Here is a 21002-nt window from a genome sequence, read left to right on the forward strand (position 1 = left end):
CTCCTCCTCCCTCAGTAGCGCGCGCTCTCACCGCTTCCCGCGGCTCCGCTCGCCCGCCTCGACCAGCTCTCCCGCATCCACTTCATCCGCAGCCCCGGCTCTGCCACGAACCTCGCCTGCCACGCCGCGTCCTCAGCGCGCTTCGCCACGCGGGTGAGCCCGTAGCGTGCGATCGTCGCGGGGCTCGCCGCGATCTCCGCGAGCATCGCAGCGTAGTCCTCCAGCGAGAGCCGGGGACCATCGGCCGCCGGCGAGCGCGCTGCCGCGCGAGTACGACGGGACGCTCCGCGGACCAGATCACAGGTGTCGCGGAGCTCGTTCGCGGACATGTCGAAGGGTCAACTCAACACCCCGTGAGCTAGACATACGCATGGTAGAGGACGGCGCGATGCATGTCTGATTCGCCGAAGTCGGCGGCGAGCCACAGCTCATCGTTCTCGCTGGCCACGAGCTGATACGGAGGACAGCCACCGAACCTCGTAGCAATAAGATGAAACAGAGAAGTTCCGCTGCACCTCGCATGAAACGGCACTGAGACACTCTCCCAGTCCCCTCCCGCCGCCAGGCGGTAAATGCGCACTGGCATGGAGTGCGCCTGTGCGCACAGAAATACTTGCCCCGAGGATGTGGTCAAGATGCCCTGCACTTCGTAGTTCTCTCGAAAGGGCGGCAGCCACTTCCATTCCCCCTGAACACGATGTGCAATAAAATTCTCCGCTGACGTCCGCATACCTGAGGCGAAGAGCCCGTTCGACCGATAGTCGATGAAAATCTCCGCGCTCTGCTCATCCACTCCGGGTGGCCACTCGAACCGCTCCGGCTCGCGCTCTCCTCGCCGAAAGATCCACCAGCCAGGCTCATACTGAGGGGATTTCACGACGCGGATGATGACCTCGCCAGCCCTGGTCACATAAGGATTGTAGGCAAAAAATACCCTGAGTGAGCACGGGATCGATCGGCGTGTCCGCGCCGTCCGTCCATCTGAACCTGCCGTCGGATCCCGTGACGAGCACCCCATCAGCCCACTCACCAACCCACTCGTTCTCGGGGTGTTCCACCCAACCACCAGAGGCGTCGTCCCAACGAACCACCACATTCCTGCTGACTTGGGTCCAGAGCGTGGCACCAGGCATCGGCCCCTCGACGGCGCGCATCCCCGGCCCTGCATAGACAAGAGCCCAGACCTGGTCAGGCCACCGGCCCACCATGCTGGTAATCTGCGGCGGGACATGCCGCGCGAGCAGCGGCTGAGCGTCCGGGGCACCGGGCAACTCCAGCTTCCGCATCTCGTGGAGCTGGCCGTCCTGGGCCCGCGCGACGTGAAACCCGGTAGAGGCGAGGATCGCCCCATGCAGCCTGTGCAACCGGATGGGCTGCGGCGATGATGCGATGGCCCTGAACATACCGTGCTCGACTCCTCCTCCTCGCTCCCTCACCGCTTCGCGCGAACCCGCTCTCCCGCCTCGACCAGCGCCCGCATCCACTTCATCCGCAGCCCGGGCTCCGTCGCGAACCTCGCCTGCCACGCCGCGTCCTCGGCGCTCTTCGCCTCGCGGGTGAGCCCGTAACGCGCGATCGTCGCCGTCGCCGTCGCCGGGCTCGCCGCGATCTCGGCGAGCATCGCAGCGTAGTCCTCCAGCGAGAGCCGGGGCCCCTGGGCAACAGGCGAGCGCGCGCCGCCGCCCGACGATGGAGCGTCCGGTGACCCGGCGAACGGAAGCGCCGGCTTCGCGGCCTCGAACATCACAGGCGCCGTCCCGACGCCGGGCGGCCCGGCAATCGACTCCTCGAATGCCCCTTCACGCAACGGCGGCAGCCCCACAGCCGGCGGCCCGGAGCGCGGCGCGTCCCGCTCCCCCACGCGCGACCCAAACGGCAGCGCCGGCCGGCTCGGCGCCGGGAACACCGGCGCCGTCTCGGCGATCTCCTTCTGCGCGAGCACCGGCTTCGGGAGTTCCTGCGCGGCCACCGACGGCAAAAGCCCGGGCCCCGACCTCGCCGCCGGCGCAGGCGGCTCCGCCCTCTCCGCGCCCCCCGGCTGCTTCACGAACGGCAAGATCAGCTTCGATAGATCCCGCGGCAGATCCGCCGTCTCGAGCGGCATCCCCACCACCGCCCGCGCCTTCTTCACGGCCGCCGCCCCGCCGCCACGCAGCCTCCGCGTCGACGCCCTCAGCACGGGCGCCTCCGGCCGCACCTCCGGCACCGGCCCGGGCGCGGCGGCGAGGATCGCCGTCGCCTCGGCGCGCACGCCCCCCTCCGCCACGATCCGCCCCTGCCAGGCGTCCAGCAGCCGGAACACGTCGCCCTCGCCGAGCCCGCGCGCCTCGAGGAACCCGAGCGGATCCTCCGACGCCGTGAACGCGCGGAAGAAATCGAGCCAGGCGCGCAGGTCCGTGTCGAGCGGAGGCACCTTGCGCTCCACGTGCGCCTGCGCCGCGAGGCGGTGCTCGTCGCACGCCGCGAGCAGCGCCCCGTCCCCCATCGCGCTCCCGGCGAGGCGCTCCGACCAGGCCTCCTCCGCCGGCGGCCAGGCTCCGGCGGCGATCGCGGCGTGCTCCAGGCTCGCCTCGAGCGAGACGCCCTCGGCCGTGTACGCCAGCACCGCCGCATAGGCCGAGAGCGGCACGCCCGCGATCTCGGGATCCACAGGCTCCCCAGCGCCACCCGCCGCGTCACCCATCGCCGCGTCACCCATCGCCGCGCACCACGACCTCGCGCAGCACCCGCCGGCCCCTGCCTATCGGGAAGACGGCGCGCGCCACGAGCTCCACGCGCCGCGCCTCGGGCTGGATCAGCACCGTGTCGATCGGCGGCCGCACGACGACGCGCTCCCCCGTGTCGTAACGCGCGCTCGCCACCACGGGAAACCCCGGTAGCGCGAAGACGACCGGCTCGAGCGACATGCCGACGATGCCCACCGGATCCCCGGGCGCGAGGTGCTCCTCGAACTGGAGCGAAGGGTGGGCGACGTTGCCAAAGCGGATGTCCTGATCCTCCGGCGGGAGCGGCATCCGCGTCGCCTTCCACCGCTCGTCGAACGTGCCAGCGTGCTCGAGGCGCGGCGACCAGTGCATCATGATCGCGCCGAAGCCCACCGGCGCATGGCGATCCGACGCAGACGCGTGGGGCCGCTCCGGGTGCTCGATCTGCGGAGCTTGCGTGTCCACGAGGTCCGCCGCGCTCCTCGCCGCGCCGACGCCGGACGGGTTCCGGAGATCGACCACCGAGAGGTCCTCCGACATGCCGCCATACGCCCGCTCGTAGACGATCGGCACACGCTCGAACGGCGCAGCAGGCCCGAGCCCGACGCCGAGGACGCCCTTGAAGAAGAAGCGCTGCCCGTGGACGCGCAGGGGCGTCAGCCGCTGCCTGACCCGCACCGCGACGTCGAGCACCCTCACCTTCTCGGGGGCGATCGCGTCGCCGGTCACCACCACGTCCGTGCCCAGCTTGGCGACGCCGAGATCCGACGGGAAGCGGAGGCTGCTCCGCGGACTCTCGGGCTCCCAGGGCTCGTCGGCGACACGGACCGGCGCGGGGTCGTCGGCGAGCCGCGCGCCCCCGCTCCTATCGACGACGAACGTGCCCTTGACGATGGCGACCAGGACATCGTTGCCCTCGCGATCGAGGAGCGGCACGGGCTGGACGGCGAAGGGGGTCTGGTTCGCGATGCTCACGGACGAAGATCCAACGGTTGGTCTTGCATCCTATACGCAGGCACGCCGCGATCCCCGAAGATCGCTTCAGGCAAGCCCGCGCTCAGCGCCCGGTCATGTAGAACGTGCCGAGGCACATCTCGTCGGTCGTGCCCTCTCCCCAGACGACATCCCCGGGGACCCGCGGCTGTCCGTCGATGATCGGCTGCTTCTCGGGCGTGTTGTCCCAGTGGCACTCGATCGACAGCTTGTCGCCCGGCTCGAGCACCTTGGGCTCGGCGAGCTTGTAGTTTCCCTGCCAGTGGAAGTCCCAGCGCGGGATATCGAGCACACACTCCGAGCCGCCGCCCGCGCGCTCGATCTCGAGGCGCGCGCGCGTGCCGAGCGTGTGCATGTGGAGGCCCACCCAGTGGATCTCGATCGGCTCGCTGCCCGCGAGCGCCCGCGAGGGATCGGCTCCCCAGCGGTGGACGACGTCGCTCTCCAGGGCAGGGATCAGCATGGAGTCGCCGGTGAGCCAGGCCGGGTTCGCCCACGGCTGCATCGTGCCCTCCCGCTCGACCGAGCTCTCCAGCGTCACGTCGATCGCGGTGCGATCCGCCAGCTTGCCCGCCGTCAGCGTGTTGTAGTGGACCTGCATGATCAGCCTGGAGCCAGGCTCGATCCGGGTGCCCGCGCCCGGCGGGAAGATCATGCTCCCGCCGCCGGGCACCCAGCCGCCGAGCCAGCGCGGCTTGAGCCCAGGGCCGCCGTAGCAGGGATAACCCGGGCCCGGGTCGGCCGCGTCGAGGGCGTCGAGCTCGGCGAGCTGGTCCGGCGCCGCGATGAAGGCGATCACGTGGTGGACGACGCGCTGCTCGCCGGGCCTGATCCCAAAGCCGGTGACGTACCGCACGGCCTCCTCCGGCCAGTCGATCACGAAGCAGCGGTACTCGTCGGGCCCCGTCTGCGGGGTGTACTCGACCGGCATCTCGAGCGTCCGGTCCACACGAGCGAGCGCGGCGCTCGCCGGCGGGTCGATCGGCGGGCCCTCGTCCGCCGGATCGCCCACGGCCGCGCCGCCGTCGACCCACGCGGCGATGGTCTGGATCTGCTGCTCGGACAGGGAGCGGTCGCCCACGTACTCGGCGCAGGTGTTGTCGGCCGGCCAGGGGGGCATCGTGCGCTCGACGACGGCCCGCTTGATGGGCGCGGCCCAGGACGCCGCGGTCTCGTGGCCCTCGAGCGAGAACGGCGCGACGCCGCCGTCGCTGTGGCACCCCGCGCACCGCGCGTCGAAGATGGGTTTGACGTCCCGGTAGTACGAGACGGCGGCGATGACGCCGCCGCCCGCCGCGGCCCCGGCGTCATCGCCGCCGCAGGCAGAGAGGACGGCCAGCGCCGCCGCAAGCCGTGCCCATGAGCCCGTGGTCCCCACGCACCTCGTCATAGAACACCTGCCTCGTGTCAGCGGCGCTCGTTGCCCCCGCCGCTCGCGGGCTCGCGCCGGAGGAAGAACGCGATGACCTCGGTGAGCTCGTCGCGCGCGGCCACGAGGAGCACCGTGGCGCCCCCCGCGACGACGGACGAGCCGCGCGGCGCCTCGACGCGGCCATCCTGGCGGTAGACGCCGGCGAAGACGCACGACGAAGGGAAGCTGGCGCTGCCCGCGATGGTGCTCACCGTGCGGCCCGCGATCACCGAGTCGACCGGGACGTCGAGCTCGAACGCGACCGACTCGCCGGCGCCGAGCACCATGGCGTGGCGGACGCCCGGGTGCTCGATGGCGGTGGCCATCGCGCCGATGAAGACGTCGATCTCGGAGAGGATCTGGTCCACGCCCGCGCGGACGTACACGCTCCGGTAGGCGGGGTCCCGCATGCGCACCATGACGCGCTTGGCCCCCCCGGCCTGCGCGAGGAGCGCCACGGCGAGGTTGTCGGCGTCGCGGCGGAGCATCGCCACCACCACGTCGGCGCGCGCCACCTCGGCCTCCTGGAGGAGCCCGGCGTCGGTCGCGTCGCCCACGAGCGAGACGAGGCCGTGCCGCTCGAACGCGCTGTTGGCGATCGACTCGTCGCGATCGACGGTCGTCACGTCGTGGCCCATCTTCGCGAGGTGGACCGCGACGCTGAGCCCTGCGCGCCCGGCGCCCGCGATGAGAACGCGCATGTCAGCTCTCTCCTTCGTGCTCGTGAGGGTTCGCGCCGGGCGCCGCGTGTCCGCCGGGGAGCTCCACCATGGCCCTGTCGATCCGGTTCACGTGGGCGTGCGCGGTGTCGGCGGCGATGAGGCCGCGCCTCGACGCGTCGAGCACCGCCGCCTTCTGCGCCGCAAGCAGGGCGAGATCGGTGAGGTGGTCGCGGACCACCTCGCCCTGCGGCGTCTGGAGCGCCACCTCCGCGTGGATGACCTGCCGCTGGAACGCGGCGCGGCGCTCGGCGTGCTCCTTGCGGGACACGAGGCCCGACGCGAGCAGATCGTCGAGCTCGGACTGGCCGCGCCGCGCCGCGATGAGCGTGGCCTTCGCAGCGTCGAGCGCGCTGTCCGCCGCCGGGATCGCGACCCGCAGGAACTTGAGCAGCCGCGCGAACGGCAGCGCCTGCGCGACCAGCGTGACGAAGGTCACGCCGAAGACGATCGTGATCAGGCGGTCGCGGTACGGCAGGCCGCTCGGGAGGCTGAGGACAGCCGCCATCGACAGCGCGCCCTTGATGTTGCCGACCAGCATCACGTGCTGCCAGCGGAAGGGCACGGCCTCGCCCGTGAGCGCCCGGAGCGCGCCGAAGCAGCCGTAGACGGCCACCGCCCTGCCCCCGTGCAGGGCGATCAGCGCGAGGCCGATGGACGCCGCCTCGCGCACGAGCATGTCCGCCTGGATCTGCATGCCGACGAGCTCGAAGAGCACCACGTTGAGGCAGAAGCCGCTCGTCTCCCAGAAGCCCTGGAGCGCGAGCACGCGCGAGGGCTCGAGGATGCGGCGCGCGGCCTTGCCGACGATCACCCCGAGGACCACGACGGCGATGACCGGCGAGGCGTGGAGCCGCTCGGCGAGCAGGGCCGTGGCGAAGACGAGCACGATGGAGGCGAGGATCGCGGTCAGGTGATCCGGCGTGCGGCGGAGGAGGGACGCGCCGACGGCGCCGAACGCGCCCCCGACGGCCGCGCCGCCGACCATGGCCAGGGCGAGCGCGCGGAAGGTCTCGGCGCCGTCGAAGGTGCCGCTCGCGAGGACCTGCGACGCGAGCACAACGAGCACGAGCGCCGTGCCGTCGTTGAAGAGGCTCTCGCCTTCCATGATGGCCGCGAGCCGGTGCGGCACGCGGACGCTGCGGAAGGCGAGCAGCACGCTCACGGTGTCGGTGATCGAGAGCAGCGCGCCGAGGAGGAGCGCCGCCGCGAACGGGAGCGCGAGCAGCTGCGTCGCCACCGCGGCGGTGCCGAGCAGCGAGATGAGCACGCCCGGCACGGCGAGCGCGAGGATCGGCCGGCTCGCGCCCCTCAGGCTGTCCGCGTCGGCGAACAGGGCGCCCTCGAACACGAGCACCGGGAGGAACGCGATGAGGATGACCTCCGGGTCCATCGGCGCCTTCGGGAGCACGTCGACGACGACGAGCAGCAGCCCCACGAGCACGAGCGCGACGTTGTAGGGAATCGCGACGCGCTTCGCCCCGATCGCGACCGCCGAGCCGACGGCCAGGACGAGGAGCAGGCTCTCGAGCCGCTCCCTCATGAGGCACCCCGCGGCCGCGGCGCGAGCCCGAGGGAGGGCGCCCGCGGCGGGCGCGTCGCGATGTGCACGGGGTCCGCGGGAGAGCTCACCGTGGATCCTGCGCTACCTGATCGCCTCCGGAATCGCAAGACGCGAGAGGCATCGCCGGGCGGCCGAGCAAGAGGCGCGCGGGCGCGCCGCACGCGAGGCTGCGCGCCTCTCGCTCGGCCGCCCGGAGAGCGGCGCGAGAATCGATAGATCACATGACACGACATCGACGACGTCATCGCTTCGTCGTCGTGGGGCGATCCCCGGCAACCCCCTCATCTCGCTGGCCTCTTTGGCGGGAATCCGAGCGACACCCGCTCTCGGCGCTCGCGACGCTCTTCTGTCAGGCTGCCGGCAGCTGAACGCAGAATCGGCTCCCCCGCCCCTCGTTGTCCCTCACGTCGATCGTGCCGCCGTGCGCCTCGACGACCAGCCGGCAGAACGTCAGCCCGAGGCCGCGGCCGGCCGCAGAGATCGCGCCCCCGTCGGCGAGCCGCGCGTACTTGTCGAAGATGCGGTCGCGCAGGTGGGCCGGGATCCCCAGGCCCTCATCGCACACGTTGAGCTCGACCCAGCCCGGGTCGAGCCACCGCGCCTCCAGGCGCACCGCGCCGTGGGGCGGGCTATGACGGAGCGCATTGTCGACGAGGTTCAGCAGGACGCGCCGCACGAGCTCCTCATCGGCGCGGAGAAGGCAGCTCGGCATGGCGGGGCAGAGCTCGATTCGCTGCCCGCGCGACGCGGCGAGCGGCGCCAGGATCTCGGCCACACCTTCGAACAGCGACGCCGGATCGAGCTCGGCGGGCCGCAGCACGAACATCCCGTGCTGGCGGCTCGCGACGTCGAGCAGGTTCAGCGCGGTGCGCTGGATGACCTCGGCCGAGGTGAGGACGGCATTCCATCGGCGCCGCTCCGGCTCCGGGAGATCCTGCTTTTTCAGGCGCGCCTGCGCGGCGAGGATGATGCCGGCGGCGGGGCTCCTGAGATCGTGCGCGAGGAACTCGCTCAGCGCCTCGTTCTGCCGGTGGAGCTCCTCCAGGGCCTTTTGCCTCTCCGCGAGATCGCGGTTCGCCGCCTCGACCTCGCGCGCCCGCGCCTTACCCTTCTCCAGGCCGTCGTGGAGCGCGACGTTCTCCAGGGCCACGGCGGCGCTGCCGGCGAGCGCCTGGAGCAGCGACACCTCGCTCTGCGGGATCTCTCGTATGGATCTCCAGTAGGTCCCGATCGCCCCGAGCGGAGCGCGCGCGCGGATCGGCACCATGGCCATGCTCCGCACGTAGGTGGGTCGATAGGCGTCGATAGGGACGCGGGCGTCGCGCGTGATGTCGCCGATGACCGCCGGCCTCCGATTCAGCATCACCCAGCCGCTGACGCACGCCGACATCGGAAACCGCTTCCCCTGCCAGAGCGGGGCGATCGAGTCTTCCTGCGCGTAGTAACAGAGGTCGCCGTCGCGGAGCACGAAGGAAGCGCCGTCTGCGCCCGTGAGGTCGCGGGCGGCCCGATCGACAATCTGCATGATCGCCTGGAGGTCACGGGCCAGCGAGAGGTCCTGCACGACGCTGATGAGGCGCTCGCAAGGATGGAGTTGTCGGAAACTCGGGTCCGAGTCAGCGAATCTCTCGTGGGCCTCGGGTTCCATTCGGCAGGTCTCTAATGCGCGCTGGCGCGCACGCCAAGGCGAGCGCGACGCGTTAAACGACGTCCGCCAGCGCACGTCACCGCCAGTGTCCGCGCGCCCGCCTCGCGCTCGGCGGCCGTGCAGCGGCGGCCGCTCTCCCTCTCCACGCGGCGAGCTCCAGGCCGACCTCTCGGCGGATGCACGCGCGCCCCCCCGAGCCTCGATCCGCCGCGGCGCGTCTAGCGATGAGGCTGGCGTCTCGGCGCCCTCAAATGATATCACCGCGTTACGGTTCGCCATGGTGCCAGGCTCGATGACCCAAGCGCCGAGAATCCGAGCAGCATCCCACCTCTTCGCACCCGGTGTCGTGACGGCGCCCACAGCGCGTTTGTTCACCCACCGTGAGAGGCCCGGGGCTGGCACGCCGAGGGTCGTCGCTTCTGGCCTCCTGCAAGGATTCAATGGACGACAGGCTCGCTTCGCTCTCGTGTAAGACACTGCTCGACGGCACACCCACACCGCTGGCGTTGCTCTCCAGCGCGGGGGAGGTGGTGGCCTGCAACGCGGCCTGGGAGCGCTGCGTTGGCCCGTCCGGGCGACTCCTCGAGCGCGTTCACGAGGACGATCGGGGCGAGCTGTCAGCCCGGATCACTGGCGCGCGCGCCGCCGCGGGCATCGTCTCCACCGCGGCGCGCGTCGTCGGCGCCCGCGGGGAGAGCGTCCCGCTGCACTGGACGCTGTGGCGAGCCGACGACACGGCGCTCTGGGCCGCCGTGAAGCCCGATCGCAGGGAGTGGGAGGCCCAGGCGCGCATCCTCGTCGACGTGTTCCAGACGATGGATGCGATCGTCTGGTGGTGCGATCGGGCGGGCACAATCTATGTCTCCGACGGCAACGGGCTCGAGAGCATGGGGCTCAAACGCCATCAGCTCGTCGGGATGAACATGTTCGATCTCTACGGCGCGGACGCGGACGTCATGGGCCTGTGCAAGCGCGTCCTCGAGGGGGAGCCGGTCCGCACGGACACCGTGGCCGGGGGCGTGCACTGGATCGTGCACTACGCGCCCCGCCGGGACGATGACGGCGAGATCGTGGGCGTCCAGACGTTCGGCATCAACCTGGCCGACGATGTCAGGCTCGCCGTGAAGGGGGAGCTGCTCCGCGCGTGCATCGACAGCATGCCCATCGCCATCCTGGCGTTCGACAGGGCGGGCCTCTGCGTGATCGCGCAGGGCGGGGCGCTCGCGCAGATCGGTTGTACGGAGCGAGGCGAGCTGGGCAAGCACATGCGCGAGCTGTGCGGCGACACCGAGGACGTGCGCGCGGCCTTCGAGCACGCCCTCTCCGGGGAGATCGCGCAGGTCGAGCAGATCCGGCGAGACAGGATCTGGCGGACGAGGTTCGTTCCCCAGAAGGACGTCCTCGGGGAGACGACCGGCGTCGGCGCCATCTGCGAGGACATCACGCAGCAGCTCCGCGTCGAGCAGCAGCTGCGGGAGCAGCTGCGGTTGACGCAGGATCAGCAGGAGTCGATCGCGCGGCTGTCGAGCCCCATCATCGAGGTCTGGCAGGACGTGCTCATCGTCCCCTTGATCGGCTCGGTCGACGCGGATCGCGCGGCGATGGTGATGGAGTCGCTGCTCGCGAGCGTGGTGGAGAAGCAATCCGCCTTCGCCATCCTCGACCTCACCGGGCTCGATTCGGTCGACACGACGACGGCGCAGCACCTCATCAAGATCATCAATGGATTGACGCTGCTCGGCTGCAAGGGCGTGGTCACCGGCATCCGCCCGCCCGTCGCGCAGACGATGGTCGGCCTCGGCTTCGATCTCTCGCAGGTCAAGACGCTGCGCAGCCTGAAGGAAGCGCTGCGCTGGTGCATGGGCGCGCGCCGCCGCTGAGGCGCCGCGCCGGCCGCCGCCTGGAGCGCGGCTGAGGCGCCGCGCCGGCCGCGCTGCGTGGAGCGCGGTGCGGCGCGGCGCTGGCTCGACTCGGTAACGACGCAGTGGCGACTCAGTGGCTCGTCGGATCCGCGGGATCCGTGCCCGCGTCGCACTCATCACCGTCGAGGAACCCGTCGCCGTCGCGGTCGATGCCGATGCGCGTGCCCGAGCCCGGCGGCACGCAGGTGTACGTCACCGGGTGCCCGGTGAGCGCGGCGAGCGAGCGCAGGACGAGATCGCTCAAGGGCGGGGCCGCGGCCCGCGCCGAGGTGAACTGGCCACCTCCGATATAGAGGAGGCCGGTCTCCTCGAGGAGGAACGGGAGCTTCGCCACGAGGTCGCACTCCCCGACCTCGGCGCGCTGGCGGAGCAGGTCGATGCGCGGCCACGCCGCCGTGGCGTTGTGCGAGCCGAGCGTGACCTGCTGCCCGACGATGGGGGCGAGGTTCGTGTCGAACGCGAGCATGTACTCCACGGCCTGCTCGCGGAGGAGCTCGCCGGGCGCGCCGGGCGGGAAGCCGTTCGGCGAGAACTCGCTCTGCTCGAACCCGATCGCCTGGTGGAAGCGGAAGAGCGTGTCCATCACCCCGTCGTGCATGAACCCGAAGCCGCGGATCTGGTCGCCCTTGAAGTCGTTGTCTCCCAGGTGGAAGAGGCTCGGGACGGGAGCCATGCCGAACATGCCGACCTTCTGGTACATGTTGCGCAGGTGGGGGATCTTGAAGCTCTGGCCGTTCTCCTGGCCGATGCTCGCGCCGTCCGTCCCGAAGAAGCCAGGGAAAGGCTCGCTGGTACCGGCGTTCCCGTCCGGGTCCAGGGTATGGCAGGAATTGCACGAGAAGGTCCCGGCGCCGCCTTCGCGGAAGAAGTGATCGCGCCCGGCCTGTTGATCGGCGTTCAGCGAGTTGTCCAGGTTCCGGATCGGGTTCGGCGGATACGAGAGCTGGAGGATGAAGTCCGTGAACGCCTCCATGTCCTCGTCGGGGATGGGCGCGTGCCGGCCGAGCAGGTTGGTGAAGCCGCCCTGGAATTTCTCGAACGCCGCGCGCTCGTCGAAGGCCCCGCTGTCCGGCTGCGCGGTGGACGCGTCGTTGCCGCCCGTGCGGTCGCCGCGCCAGTGCATCGGGCCGTGGTTGGCCATGCCGCGCAGGCTCTGGGTCGTCATCGGCCCTTTCATGGGCTTCAGCGAGGTGTCGGCGGGGAACGGCGGGTTGATGTTCGTGAACGGCCCAGGGTTCGTCACGGTGTCCCCGTCGGGGTTGCCGAGATCCCATGCCAGGCTGTCGACGTCGCCGAAGACGTGGCAGGTCGCGCACGACGAGTCGCCGTGGGCCGACGAGAAGCTCGCGTCATGGAGGAACCTCCGCCCGCGGACCACGCTCTCCGGCTCGGGGTTGTGGAGGGCGATGTGCGCCGTCTCGGCGTTCGTGGACGTGTTGACGATCGAGATGGAGTTGTCGAAGCGCGTGAGCACGTACAGGCGTCCGCGCGGCTGATCGAGCGCGAGGCCGCTCGGCCCGCCGCCGGTGACCTGGATCTGGCTCGCGAGGCTCGGCGTGAAGGTGTCATTCTCGATCTGGGCCGTCTGGAAGACGCCGACCTTGCTCGACCCGAACGCCGCGACGTAGAGCTTCGATCCGTCGCTCGTCACCGCCATGTCGACCGGCGTGGCCAGGCTCTTCGCGTTCTCGGCGTTGGGCACCGGAGCGCAGCACGTCGAGTAATCGATGTGTTTGTTCAGGTGCCGCGGCAGGACCGAGCCGCCGCTGCCGAGCACGGAGATCCGGCTCTCGTGCAGGTGTCCCCGGACGCTCGTGCCGGCGAAGGTGCCCGGGCCCTCGAAGCGATCGAGGTTGAACGCCTCGGTGTTGGAGACATAGACCTTCCCGTTCGCCGGGTTGACGACCATGTTGTAGAGGACGGTCCCGACGCCGGTGAAGTAGCCGGCGCTGCCGGGCCGCTGGACAGGGGGATTGGCCGTGGCGTCGATGACGAAGACGTCCTTGTCGGGCAGCGAGAACATGACCGAGGCGTCCCAGGCGTTGCCCCCGGCGTCGAGCCAGTTGGCGCCGTCGTGCTGGACGATGAGCGACGTCGTCAGCTGCGGCACCCCGAGGTAATTGGTGAACGGCGGCAGCATCCCGCCCTCGTCCTCCACGATCGCGCGGTGCACGGCGGTCGTGCGGTTGCCGGTGTGGAAGCCGGCGGCGTACACCGAGGTCCCGTCCGGGCTGACGGCGAGCGCCCTCGGCGTGTCGGTGAAGAAGGAGAGGATCGTGAGGGGCGTGCCTCCGAGCGATGGCTGGGTCGCGATGGCGCTCGCGTTGAACACCCACACGTCGGCGCGGCCGACCCCGGGCGTCGTCAGCTGCGGATCGAACGGCGCGTTCTGGCCGCGGTGGGCGGCGGTGATGAACGCGCGCGACCGCCCGGGACCGCCGAAGACGATGTCCCGCGGCTCGTCCCCGACGAGCAGCGTGCGCACGACCCGCGGCCGCAAGGGGAACGAGACGTCGACGACGCTGACGCTATCGGAGAGGTGATTGACGACCCACACCTCGCCGTCGTTGCGCGCGGCGACAGCGACGGGCTCCAGGCCGACGGTCACGGATGAAATGTGTGTCAGACCACCCAACGAGACGTAGAAGATCTCCAGACGGTTGTCGGGTGTATTGGCCGCGAAGAGCAGGTTTCGGCTTGGTGAGAGCGCGAGCGGTCGGACCTGACCGCTCTCGAAGAGGGTGTACGACGGAGCCGCCTCCGCGCTTGCTCCGACAGCGAGGCAAACGAGCGTGGCGGCGGTGGAGAGCAGGCGATTCTGGGAGCGCAGTGCACGATGTGGGGGCATACCGACCTCCTTGCCAGGGGGCTTTGGCAAAAGGACTCCTCAGTGTAGAAGTGCACGGTTATCCTTGAGGAATCAAGAACTTCCTGATGCCATTGGTGTGCTCCCTGTTGGGCAGCCAACAAGGGTGATGTCGTGATGCGGCCGTGTCGCGTTTGGTACGTGTCTGTTACGTGTCTCGCCTACGTGTCTCGCCGCGATCTCGTCGTGTGTTTCGTCGTGTGTCTCGCCGCGTGTATGCGCGAATTGCCTACACGGTGGCCGCGTCAACGACTGTCGCGGCGCGCCAGCGCCAGCAGAGGCGCTGACGCGCCGCGAGAGCGCCTGGACCGCCGGCGTGGCTCGAGACTAGGATCGTCCCCCGTACACATCGAGCCTCGGGAGATCGCCATGTGCCGGAACATCAGGACGCTGTTCAACTTCGAGCCCCCGGCGACGGAGGAGGAGATCCGGGCGGCGTCGCTGCAGTTCGTGCGGAAGCTGAGCGGCTTCAACCGGCCGTCGCAGGCCAACGAAGCGGCGTTCGCGCAGGCCGTGGAGGACGTCGCGGCCGCGGCGCGCGTGCTGATGGCGTCGCTGTCCACGACCGCCGCGCCGCGGGACCGCGAGGTCGAGGCGACCAAGGCGCGCGAGCGCTCGCGGCTGCGCTTCAGCCGGGGCTGAGGCGCGGGGCCGCCGCGCCGAGCTCGGGTGGCCCTCCGGCTATCGCGCCGTGCCGCGCGGCTTGCGCGCCGCGCCGCGCCCCTTGCCCTCGCGGCGAGGGCCCGGCGCGGACGGCTCTCCTTGCCGTGATGGCAAGGCCTGCGGGGATTGCGGGGATTGCCCCGCCCTCGCCTCCCGGGCGCGCCGCTCCGGCAAGCACACGACGCGCGCGGCGATGGCCATGCCCTCGACGAAGGCCTCGCGCGTCGCGGCGCCGTGCTTCAGGCCGCGCGCCGAGGAGACCAGGGTGTCCGCGAGCTGGCGCCCGGTGACCCCCGCGGGCTCGTAGGCGGCCGCGAGCCCGGAGGCGCGCAAGGCCTCGGCCACGGCCTCGACGAACCGCCCCTCGTGCTCGGCGACGAGGGGGCCGACGAGCTCGCTCGCGGCGGTCGAGAGATCCGCCGCGTCGGCCCCGAGCGCGCCGACGAACCGGCCGATCCACGCGTCGAACGCGGCCACGAGCCGCTCCTCCAGGGGGCGCTCCGCGTCGCCGAGCGCGGCCGCGGCCGCGGCGAGCGCGGTGTTAAGGAAGTACCCCACGGACGCGCGGAAGAGCTCCTCCTTCGTGGCGAAGTGGAGGTAGAGGCCCTGCCGCGAGACGCCCGCCGCGCGCGCGACCTCGTCCATCGACGTCTTCCGGAAGCCGAAGCGCAGGAACACCGTGAACGCCGCGTCCATCAGCTTGCGGCGGCGCAGATCCTCGGCGGGTCTGTCGGTGGAGCTCGGGCCGCCCTCGTTCACGATGGTCAACGTTGACAAGAATAGACCAAATTGTCAACAGGCGCCTTGACGGTGCGCAGGTGGGCTGTCAGGAACGTCGGGTGCGCCAGCCCGCCTCTCCGGCCGATCCCGCGCTCACCCCCTCCCGCGCCCGCCGGGGGGTGAAGATCGGCGTGGTCGCCGCGGCCGCCGCGCTCCTCGTCGTCGCGCAGCGCACGGGGCTGTTCGAGGTCTTCGGCGAGCCGGCGCGCATCAAGCTGGCGCTCCTCTCGCTCGGGCCGTGGGGGTATGTCGCGTTCGTCCTGGCGTACGCCGCGCTCCAGCCGTTCGGCGTGCCGGGCACGGTGTTCATCCTGGCGGCGCCGCTCATCTGGCCCTGGCCGGTGGCGTTCGCGCTCTCGATGGCGGGCACCATGGCGGCGAGCGTCGTGGGCTTCTCGTTCGCGCGCTTCGTCGCCCGCGACTGGGTCGCCGCGCGGGTGCCGGCGCGCTTCCGCGCCTACGACGAGGCCCTGAAGCGGCGGGCGTTCCTGACGGTGTTCGTGCTCCGCCTTGTGCTCTGGATGCCGCCCATGCTCCACGTCTTCTTCGGCGTCTCCGGGGTGCGCTTCTGGACGCATTTCTGGGGCTCGCTGGCCGGGTACACCCTGCCGCTCCTGGCGACTGCCTATTTCGGTCAACGGGTCTTCGACGCCCTGCGCGACGCGCCCCCGTCGGCGTGGGCCGGAATGGGCGCCGCCGCGGCGGCCGTCATGGTCCTTTCATGGCTGGCCAGGCGCTGCTCCAGGAGCGGCGTCGTCCCCTCCTGACAAATCCCTCCTTTGCCGGCATTTCAGAGAAGAAAAAAATTGAACAGGGAGGCGGGGAGACGGGGAGATTCATGGGATTTATTCTCCCCGTCTCCCCGCCTCCCTGTGAATCTTCCCGAAAAGCTCGACGGGATGCTTCAGCGTCCCCTCATGAAGATGCTGGCGCCTGCGATGGGCGGAACGTGCGCGCCGCTTGCTCGCCGGCAGCACCGCAGGATAGCGTCGGGGCATGGCGCGAATCCACCTGATCATCGGTCCCGTGGGCGCAGGGAAATCGACGTTCGCACAGCGGCTCTACCGGGATCACGCCGCCCTCCGGTTGAACCTGGATGAATGGATGGCGCGGCTGTTCCGCCCCGATCGGCCCGAGACGGGGATCATGGAATGGTATCACGAGCGCACCGCGCGCTGCATCGAGCAGATCTGGAGCCTGACGAGGAGCGCGATCGACGTGGGCACGAACGTCGTGCTGGAGATCGGCCTGATCCGCCGGCGCGACCGCGAGCGGCTGTACAAGCGGGTGGACACCGCGGGGTACGAGCTCACCGTCTACGTGCTCGACGCGCCCCGCGAGCTGCGTCGCGAGCGGGTCGAGCAGCGCAACCGCGAGAAGGGCGAGACGTTCTCCATGGTGGTTCCACCGGACATGTTCGAGCTGGCGAGCGACATGTGGGAGCCGCCCGAGGAGCCCGAGCGCAGCGGGCGCGACATGCGGTTCATCGACACCACGGGCGGCTGATCCGAGCACGGGAGTCCCGGCCGCCACGGACGGCGCGAGCGAGGGCGGCGGCGCGACCGGCGCGATCGGCGCAACCGACCCGCGCTCGGCCCAGCGGCCCGACCGCCGGGCCGCCCCTCGCGTGGTAGCTTTCGCCCGTGAAGCTCTCGTTCAACATCGCTGGCCCCTGCATCCCCGGCGAGCACTACATGCTGCCGCCCGAGCGCCGGCTGGGGCCGGTGCTCGATGCGATCGAGGAACGCAGGTACTTCACGCTCCACGCCGGCCGCCAGACGGGCAAGACCACCAGCGCCCGCTGGCTCGTCGAGCACCTGAACCACGAAGGCGACCTCGGCGCCGTCTGGGTCGACGTCCAGATCGCCCGCGAAGAGCCCGATCCGGCGAAGGCCTTCGAGGCCGTCCTCTACGCGCTCGACACCGCGGTCGACCGCGACCTGCCCGACCTCGGCCGCCCCGCGGACGACGTCCGCCGCGTCGATCCGGCGAGCACCTTCGTCCTGCGCTACCTGCGCGATCTCGCGGCGCGCAGCGACAGGCCGCTTGTCGTGCTCTTCGACGAGGCGGACGGGCTCGTGGGGGCGGCGATGGTCTCGTTCCTGACCCAGCTCCGGCAGGGTTACCTCGACCGGAGCCGGATCCCGTTCCCCTCCAGCGTGGCCCTCATCGGCCAGCGCCAGGTGCGCGACTACGCGCTCGCCCTGGAGGAGCGGCGCGCGGTCGCGTGGCTGGGCACGACCTCGCCGTTCAACATCACCGCCGAGGCGACGACGCTCGGCCCCTTCACCGAGGCCGAGGTCGCCGAGCTGCTCGCGCAGCACACCGCCGCGACCGGACAGCGCTTCGAGCCCGAGGCGGTGCGGCGGATCTGGGAGCTGGGACAGGGCCACCCGTGGCTGACCAGCGCGATGGCCGACCAGATCGTCCGCCGCGACGTGGAGGACCGCGCCGTCCCGATCACGACAACCCACGTCGAGGCGGCCAAGGAGACGCTCATCCTGGAGCGCCGCTCGCACATCGACTCGCTCATCGCCCGGCTGCGCGAGCCCCGGGTGCGGCGCGTGCTCGATCCCATGCTGGCTGGCACGCAAACGGACAGCGATGTGCTCGATGACGATTTCTCCTACGTCCTCGGCCTGGGCCTGATCCGCTTCCACGGCGGGCGCTTCGAGATCGCGAATCCGATCTATCGCGAGGTCGTCCCTCGGGCGCTCACGTTCATTCGCCAGGCGCAGATCCCGGCCGAGCCCGCCGCTTACGTCCGCCCGGACGGCTCGCTCGACATGGACAAGCTCTTCACCGACTGGCAAGCGTTCTGGCGCAAGGACGGCCACCTCGCCGCCGAGGGGTTCGGCTACCGCGAGGCCGGGCCGCACCTGATGCTGATGGCCTTCTTGCAGCGGGTCGTGAACGGCGGTGGACGGGTGGAGCGCGAGTACGGGCTCGGGCGCGGGGCGCTCGACCTGATGATCTGCTGGCGCGAGGAGCGCCACGCCATCGAGGTGAAGGTCCGCCGCGACACCGAGACGGAGGCCGAGGCGCTCGATCAGGTGGCGCGGTACCTGGAGCACGCGGGGCTCGGCGAGGGGTGGCTCGTGATGTTCGACCTGCGCAAGGAGCGATCGTGGGCAGAGAAGCTGTTCGTGCGCGAGGTGGCGCACGAGGGAAAGACGGTCCGCCTCGTGGGGTGTTGAGGCATCGCCGGGGCGATGACCACCGCGCCGCTCCGCTGCGTGTCCGGCCTGGACGGCGACGCGCCGCTCGGAGCAGCCGGGTCGGGATCGATGAACCGGAATCGACGAAATTTCCTCGCGTCACCGCGCCGCGGGGCCGCTGCCCGGGCCCTCGCGCTTTGAAAGCCCGCCGCCGGAGGCTATGCACGAGGCATGCGTGAGCGTCGCCCCAGCCAGACGGCATCCATCGTCGCCCTCATCCGAGCGCTCGCGGACCAGGGCCTGACCGATGTCCCGGGCTTCGAGGATCCGGTCGTCCACCGGCTCTTGTCGCGCGGGTGGAGCGCCGCGCTGGCGCTGTTCGCGCGCCGGCTCCGGCGCCTGGACCCCGCGAAGCGCGCGCGCGCCCTCGGCCGGCTCTCCGCGGTCCCGCTGCGCGTGATGGCCATCGACATCGAGCTCGAGCGCGCGGTGGCGCTCGGGTGCCGCCAGGTCGCGAGCCTGGGGGCGGGGCTCGACACGCGCGCTTTCCGGATGAAGGCGCTCTCGGCGACCCGGTTCTTCGAGATCGATCACCCGGCGACGCAGGCCTTCAAGCGGCGCAAGGCGGCGGGGCTGCCGCCGCTCGTGGAGCAGCTGACCTACGTGCCCGTCGACTTCGAGCGCGACGCGCTCGCCGCGTGCCTCTCGGCGGCCGGCCATCGATCCGACGAGCCGACCGCGTGGGTCTGGGAGGGGGTGGTGATGTACCTGTCGGACGAGGCGCTGCGGTCGGCGCTGCGGGCGCTCGCCGACGCCTCGGCGCCGGGCAGCGTCCTCCTCGTGTACTACATGGAACCGCCCGAACCGCGCCGGGCGCAGCGCATCATCCGCCTGCTCACGTGGCTCTGGAGCGAGCCGCTCATCGGCCTGCGCCGGCGCGAGGTGATGCTCGCGGAGGTCGAGCGGGCCGGGTTCCAGGCGCTGCGCGACACGGGCGTAGCGGACTGGGCACGGCAGCTTGGAGCCCCGTTCGCGCCGTCCAACCCGGCCACGAACACCCGGCTCCTCGTCGCCGAGCGGCCCGGCCCGGGCGCTGGCCCGCCGCCCGCGCGCCCGGCGGCCTGACCCGGCCGGCGCCGCGCCTCAGCTCCACGTCGCGGAGCGCCGCGGGTGGCGGGTCTCGATGGCCTCGGCGTGCCCCCGCAGCCCGCGCGCGGCAGGGAGGTTGCCGTGCTCCTCGAAGACGTCGGCAAGGGAGAGCCCGAGCACGACGATCTGCTGGGGCTTCTCCAGCGCGCCGACGGTCGGGGCCACGGAGCCGAGCAGCTCGAACGCCCGCCGCCACGCCGTCGCCGCGGCGTCCGGCATGTCGGCGTTGAGCGCCGCGTGGCCGGAGCAGCGGTGCATGTCCGCCGCGAACTCGTGGCTCCCTCGGCGGTCCGCGAGCTCTCCCGCGCGCGCGTACGCCTCCGACGCGTCCAGGAAGCGGCGCTGCTTGCTGTGCAGGCTGCCGAGCGAGGCGTAGGCCTCGGGCACGATCGCGAACAGGCCGCGCCGCTCCGCCTCCTTCAGCGCGGCGACGAACACCCGATGCCCCTCCTCGACAACGCCCGCCGCGATCAGCGAGCGCGCGCGCTGCATGGCGATGTGGAGGGCCTCCTCGCCCAGCCCCCGGCTCGCAAGCATCTCCTCGGCTTGCTGCTGGAGCTGCGCGGCGTCGGCGTGCCGCCCCGCGTGAAAACACGTGTCCGCCTCGTGCAGGAGGCGCCGCGCGGGGAGCAGCTCCGGGGCGCGGAGGGGCGACCCGGCGGCGATGCGCAGCTCCAGATCGGCGGGCAGGCGCCGCCCGCGCGCCGAGAGATCGGTGATCACGCGCTCGAGATCGGCGATGGCCGCGCCGTCGGCCTCCGGCCACACGACGCGGGACGCGCCCTCGCCGAGGCGCACGAGCAGATCGCCGACGCTCGAGTGGGCAGGATCGACGAGGACCCAGCGCACGAGCGCGAGGTCGGGGCAGTGCGCGAGCCAGAAGAGGTCGCGGGCATAGGCGCGCGGGTCGTCGATGTGCTGCGGCGCCAGCACGACGACCGCGGTCCCGTCCGGGGCGCTGGCAGCGACGTGCGCCGCGAGGGCGCTGGCGAAGGCGTCGAGCGGCTCGCGCAGCGGGCCGTCCTCGGGCGTCGCGAGCGCCGCCGGGGCGCCGAGCTCGCGCGACAGCGAGCGCTCTCGGGCCGCCCAGCCGCGGCTGGGCCCGTAGACCGGATCGGCCAGGACCCAGACGGGACGGGGCGCCGGGCCTGCTTCACCGAGCGCCCGCAGCAGCGCCAGCGTGTGGCCGTGGACGTGTGCCGGCACGATCACGTGCAGCAGGCGGGCTCGCTCGCCCGTGAAGATGGCGCTGAGCGCGCTGGCGAAGTCGTGGGTCATGTCGCGGTTCCGGGCGGAGTCTTGCTCCGATCGCCGCGGAGGCCAAGCGGAGGCGCCCGCGTTGCGGTGCGGGGCCTCCCCTGCCCCTGCGCCAAGAGCGCCCGCCTCCCGGATCCTGGGCGGGCGGCCATGGCGCGTCGCAGGAC

18 protein-coding genes are annotated in these 21002 nt (G+C 71.4%); 6 read left to right on the top strand and 12 right to left on the bottom strand.

All coding sequences use genetic code 11. The features are described from left to right. Window positions 1-11 precede the first annotated feature (11 nt). The 9 genes from WMF22_RS40400 to WMF22_RS40440 all read right to left on the bottom strand — a co-directional run bounded on the left by WMF22_RS40400 (window position 12) and on the right by WMF22_RS40440 (window position 9319). On the bottom strand, window positions 12-329 hold the full coding sequence (locus WMF22_RS40400) for a hypothetical protein (protein WP_438033180.1): 318 nt from the start codon (window positions 327-329) through the stop codon (window positions 12-14). A 29-nt stretch (window positions 330-358) separates the two neighbouring features. After that, window positions 359-793: a hypothetical protein gene (locus WMF22_RS40405; protein WP_438033181.1), complete on the bottom strand. Its 435-nt coding sequence runs from the start codon at window positions 791-793 to the stop codon at window positions 359-361. Between the two features lie 64 nt (window positions 794-857). Continuing rightward, window positions 858-1403 carry a hypothetical protein gene (locus WMF22_RS40410; RefSeq protein ID WP_438033182.1) on the bottom strand — a complete coding sequence of 182 codons (546 nt, stop codon included), beginning with the start codon at window positions 1401-1403 and terminating at the stop codon, window positions 858-860. 29 nt (window positions 1404-1432) lie between these two features. Next, window positions 1433-2698, bottom strand: coding sequence for a hypothetical protein (locus WMF22_RS40415; protein WP_438033183.1), 1266 nt, complete (start codon window positions 2696-2698; stop codon window positions 1433-1435). Continuing rightward, window positions 2691-3680 carry a DUF2169 family type VI secretion system accessory protein gene (locus tag WMF22_RS40420; protein WP_438033184.1) on the bottom strand — a complete coding sequence of 330 codons (990 nt, stop codon included), beginning with the start codon at window positions 3678-3680 and terminating at the stop codon, window positions 2691-2693. The genes WMF22_RS40415 and WMF22_RS40420 overlap by 8 nt, the downstream gene beginning before the upstream one ends. A gap of 82 nt (window positions 3681-3762) precedes the next feature. Next, complete coding sequence (locus WMF22_RS40425; RefSeq protein WP_438033185.1) at window positions 3763-5088, bottom strand: monooxygenase; 1326 nt, start codon at window positions 5086-5088, stop codon at window positions 3763-3765. 17 nt (window positions 5089-5105) lie between these two features. After that, window positions 5106-5810 (bottom strand): potassium channel family protein, encoded by a 705-nt coding sequence (locus tag WMF22_RS40430; RefSeq protein WP_438033186.1) that lies wholly within the window; start codon window positions 5808-5810, stop codon window positions 5106-5108. Between the two features lies 1 nt (window position 5811). Next, complete coding sequence (locus tag WMF22_RS40435; protein ID WP_438033187.1) at window positions 5812-7371, bottom strand: cation:proton antiporter; 1560 nt, start codon at window positions 7369-7371, stop codon at window positions 5812-5814. Window positions 7372-7741: 370 nt separating this feature from the next. Beyond that, entirely contained in the window at window positions 7742-9319 is a 1578-nt protein-coding gene (locus WMF22_RS40440; protein WP_437295274.1) for an ATP-binding protein, read from the bottom strand. A gap of 161 nt (window positions 9320-9480) precedes the next feature. Between WMF22_RS40440 and WMF22_RS40445 the strand changes: the two genes are divergently transcribed. Beyond that, on the top strand, window positions 9481-10920 hold the full coding sequence (locus WMF22_RS40445) for a PAS domain-containing protein (RefSeq protein ID WP_438033188.1): 1440 nt from the start codon (window positions 9481-9483) through the stop codon (window positions 10918-10920). A gap of 112 nt (window positions 10921-11032) precedes the next feature. Here the strand turns inward: WMF22_RS40445 and WMF22_RS40450 are convergent, their stop codons facing one another. Beyond that, window positions 11033-13810: a hypothetical protein gene (locus WMF22_RS40450; protein WP_438033189.1), complete on the bottom strand. Its 2778-nt coding sequence runs from the start codon at window positions 13808-13810 to the stop codon at window positions 11033-11035. A gap of 387 nt (window positions 13811-14197) precedes the next feature. On the opposite strand from WMF22_RS40450, the gene WMF22_RS40455 reads away from it, so the two are divergent. Then, on the top strand, window positions 14198-14470 hold the full coding sequence (locus tag WMF22_RS40455) for a DUF2277 domain-containing protein (protein WP_437295277.1): 273 nt from the start codon (window positions 14198-14200) through the stop codon (window positions 14468-14470). Between the two features lie 39 nt (window positions 14471-14509). On the opposite strand, the gene WMF22_RS40460 is transcribed toward WMF22_RS40455, so the two are convergent. After that, window positions 14510-15268, bottom strand: a complete 759-nt coding sequence (locus WMF22_RS40460) for a TetR/AcrR family transcriptional regulator (RefSeq protein ID WP_438033190.1) — start codon at window positions 15266-15268, stop codon at window positions 14510-14512. Between the two features lie 62 nt (window positions 15269-15330). On the opposite strand from WMF22_RS40460, the gene WMF22_RS40465 reads away from it, so the two are divergent. From WMF22_RS40465 to WMF22_RS40480, 4 genes are all read left to right on the top strand, one after another. Further along, window positions 15331-16038: a TVP38/TMEM64 family protein gene (locus tag WMF22_RS40465; RefSeq protein ID WP_438033191.1), complete on the top strand. Its 708-nt coding sequence runs from the start codon at window positions 15331-15333 to the stop codon at window positions 16036-16038. Between the two features lie 229 nt (window positions 16039-16267). Then, window positions 16268-16777, top strand: a complete 510-nt coding sequence (locus WMF22_RS40470) for an AAA family ATPase (RefSeq protein WP_437295279.1) — start codon at window positions 16268-16270, stop codon at window positions 16775-16777. A gap of 137 nt (window positions 16778-16914) precedes the next feature. Then, window positions 16915-18468 (top strand): AAA family ATPase, encoded by a 1554-nt coding sequence (locus WMF22_RS40475; protein WP_438033192.1) that lies wholly within the window; start codon window positions 16915-16917, stop codon window positions 18466-18468. Window positions 18469-18660: 192 nt separating this feature from the next. After that, complete coding sequence (locus WMF22_RS40480; protein ID WP_438033193.1) at window positions 18661-19554, top strand: class I SAM-dependent methyltransferase; 894 nt, start codon at window positions 18661-18663, stop codon at window positions 19552-19554. An 18-nt stretch (window positions 19555-19572) separates the two neighbouring features. On the opposite strand, the gene WMF22_RS40485 is transcribed toward WMF22_RS40480, so the two are convergent. Further along, window positions 19573-20856 carry a hypothetical protein gene (locus tag WMF22_RS40485; RefSeq protein ID WP_438033194.1) on the bottom strand — a complete coding sequence of 428 codons (1284 nt, stop codon included), beginning with the start codon at window positions 20854-20856 and terminating at the stop codon, window positions 19573-19575. Window positions 20857-21002: the final 146 nt, after the last annotated feature.

This window comes from Sorangium sp. So ce204 (assembly GCF_051526795.1).
Classification (GTDB): domain Bacteria; phylum Myxococcota_A; class Polyangia; order Polyangiales; family Polyangiaceae; genus Sorangium; species Sorangium cellulosum_B.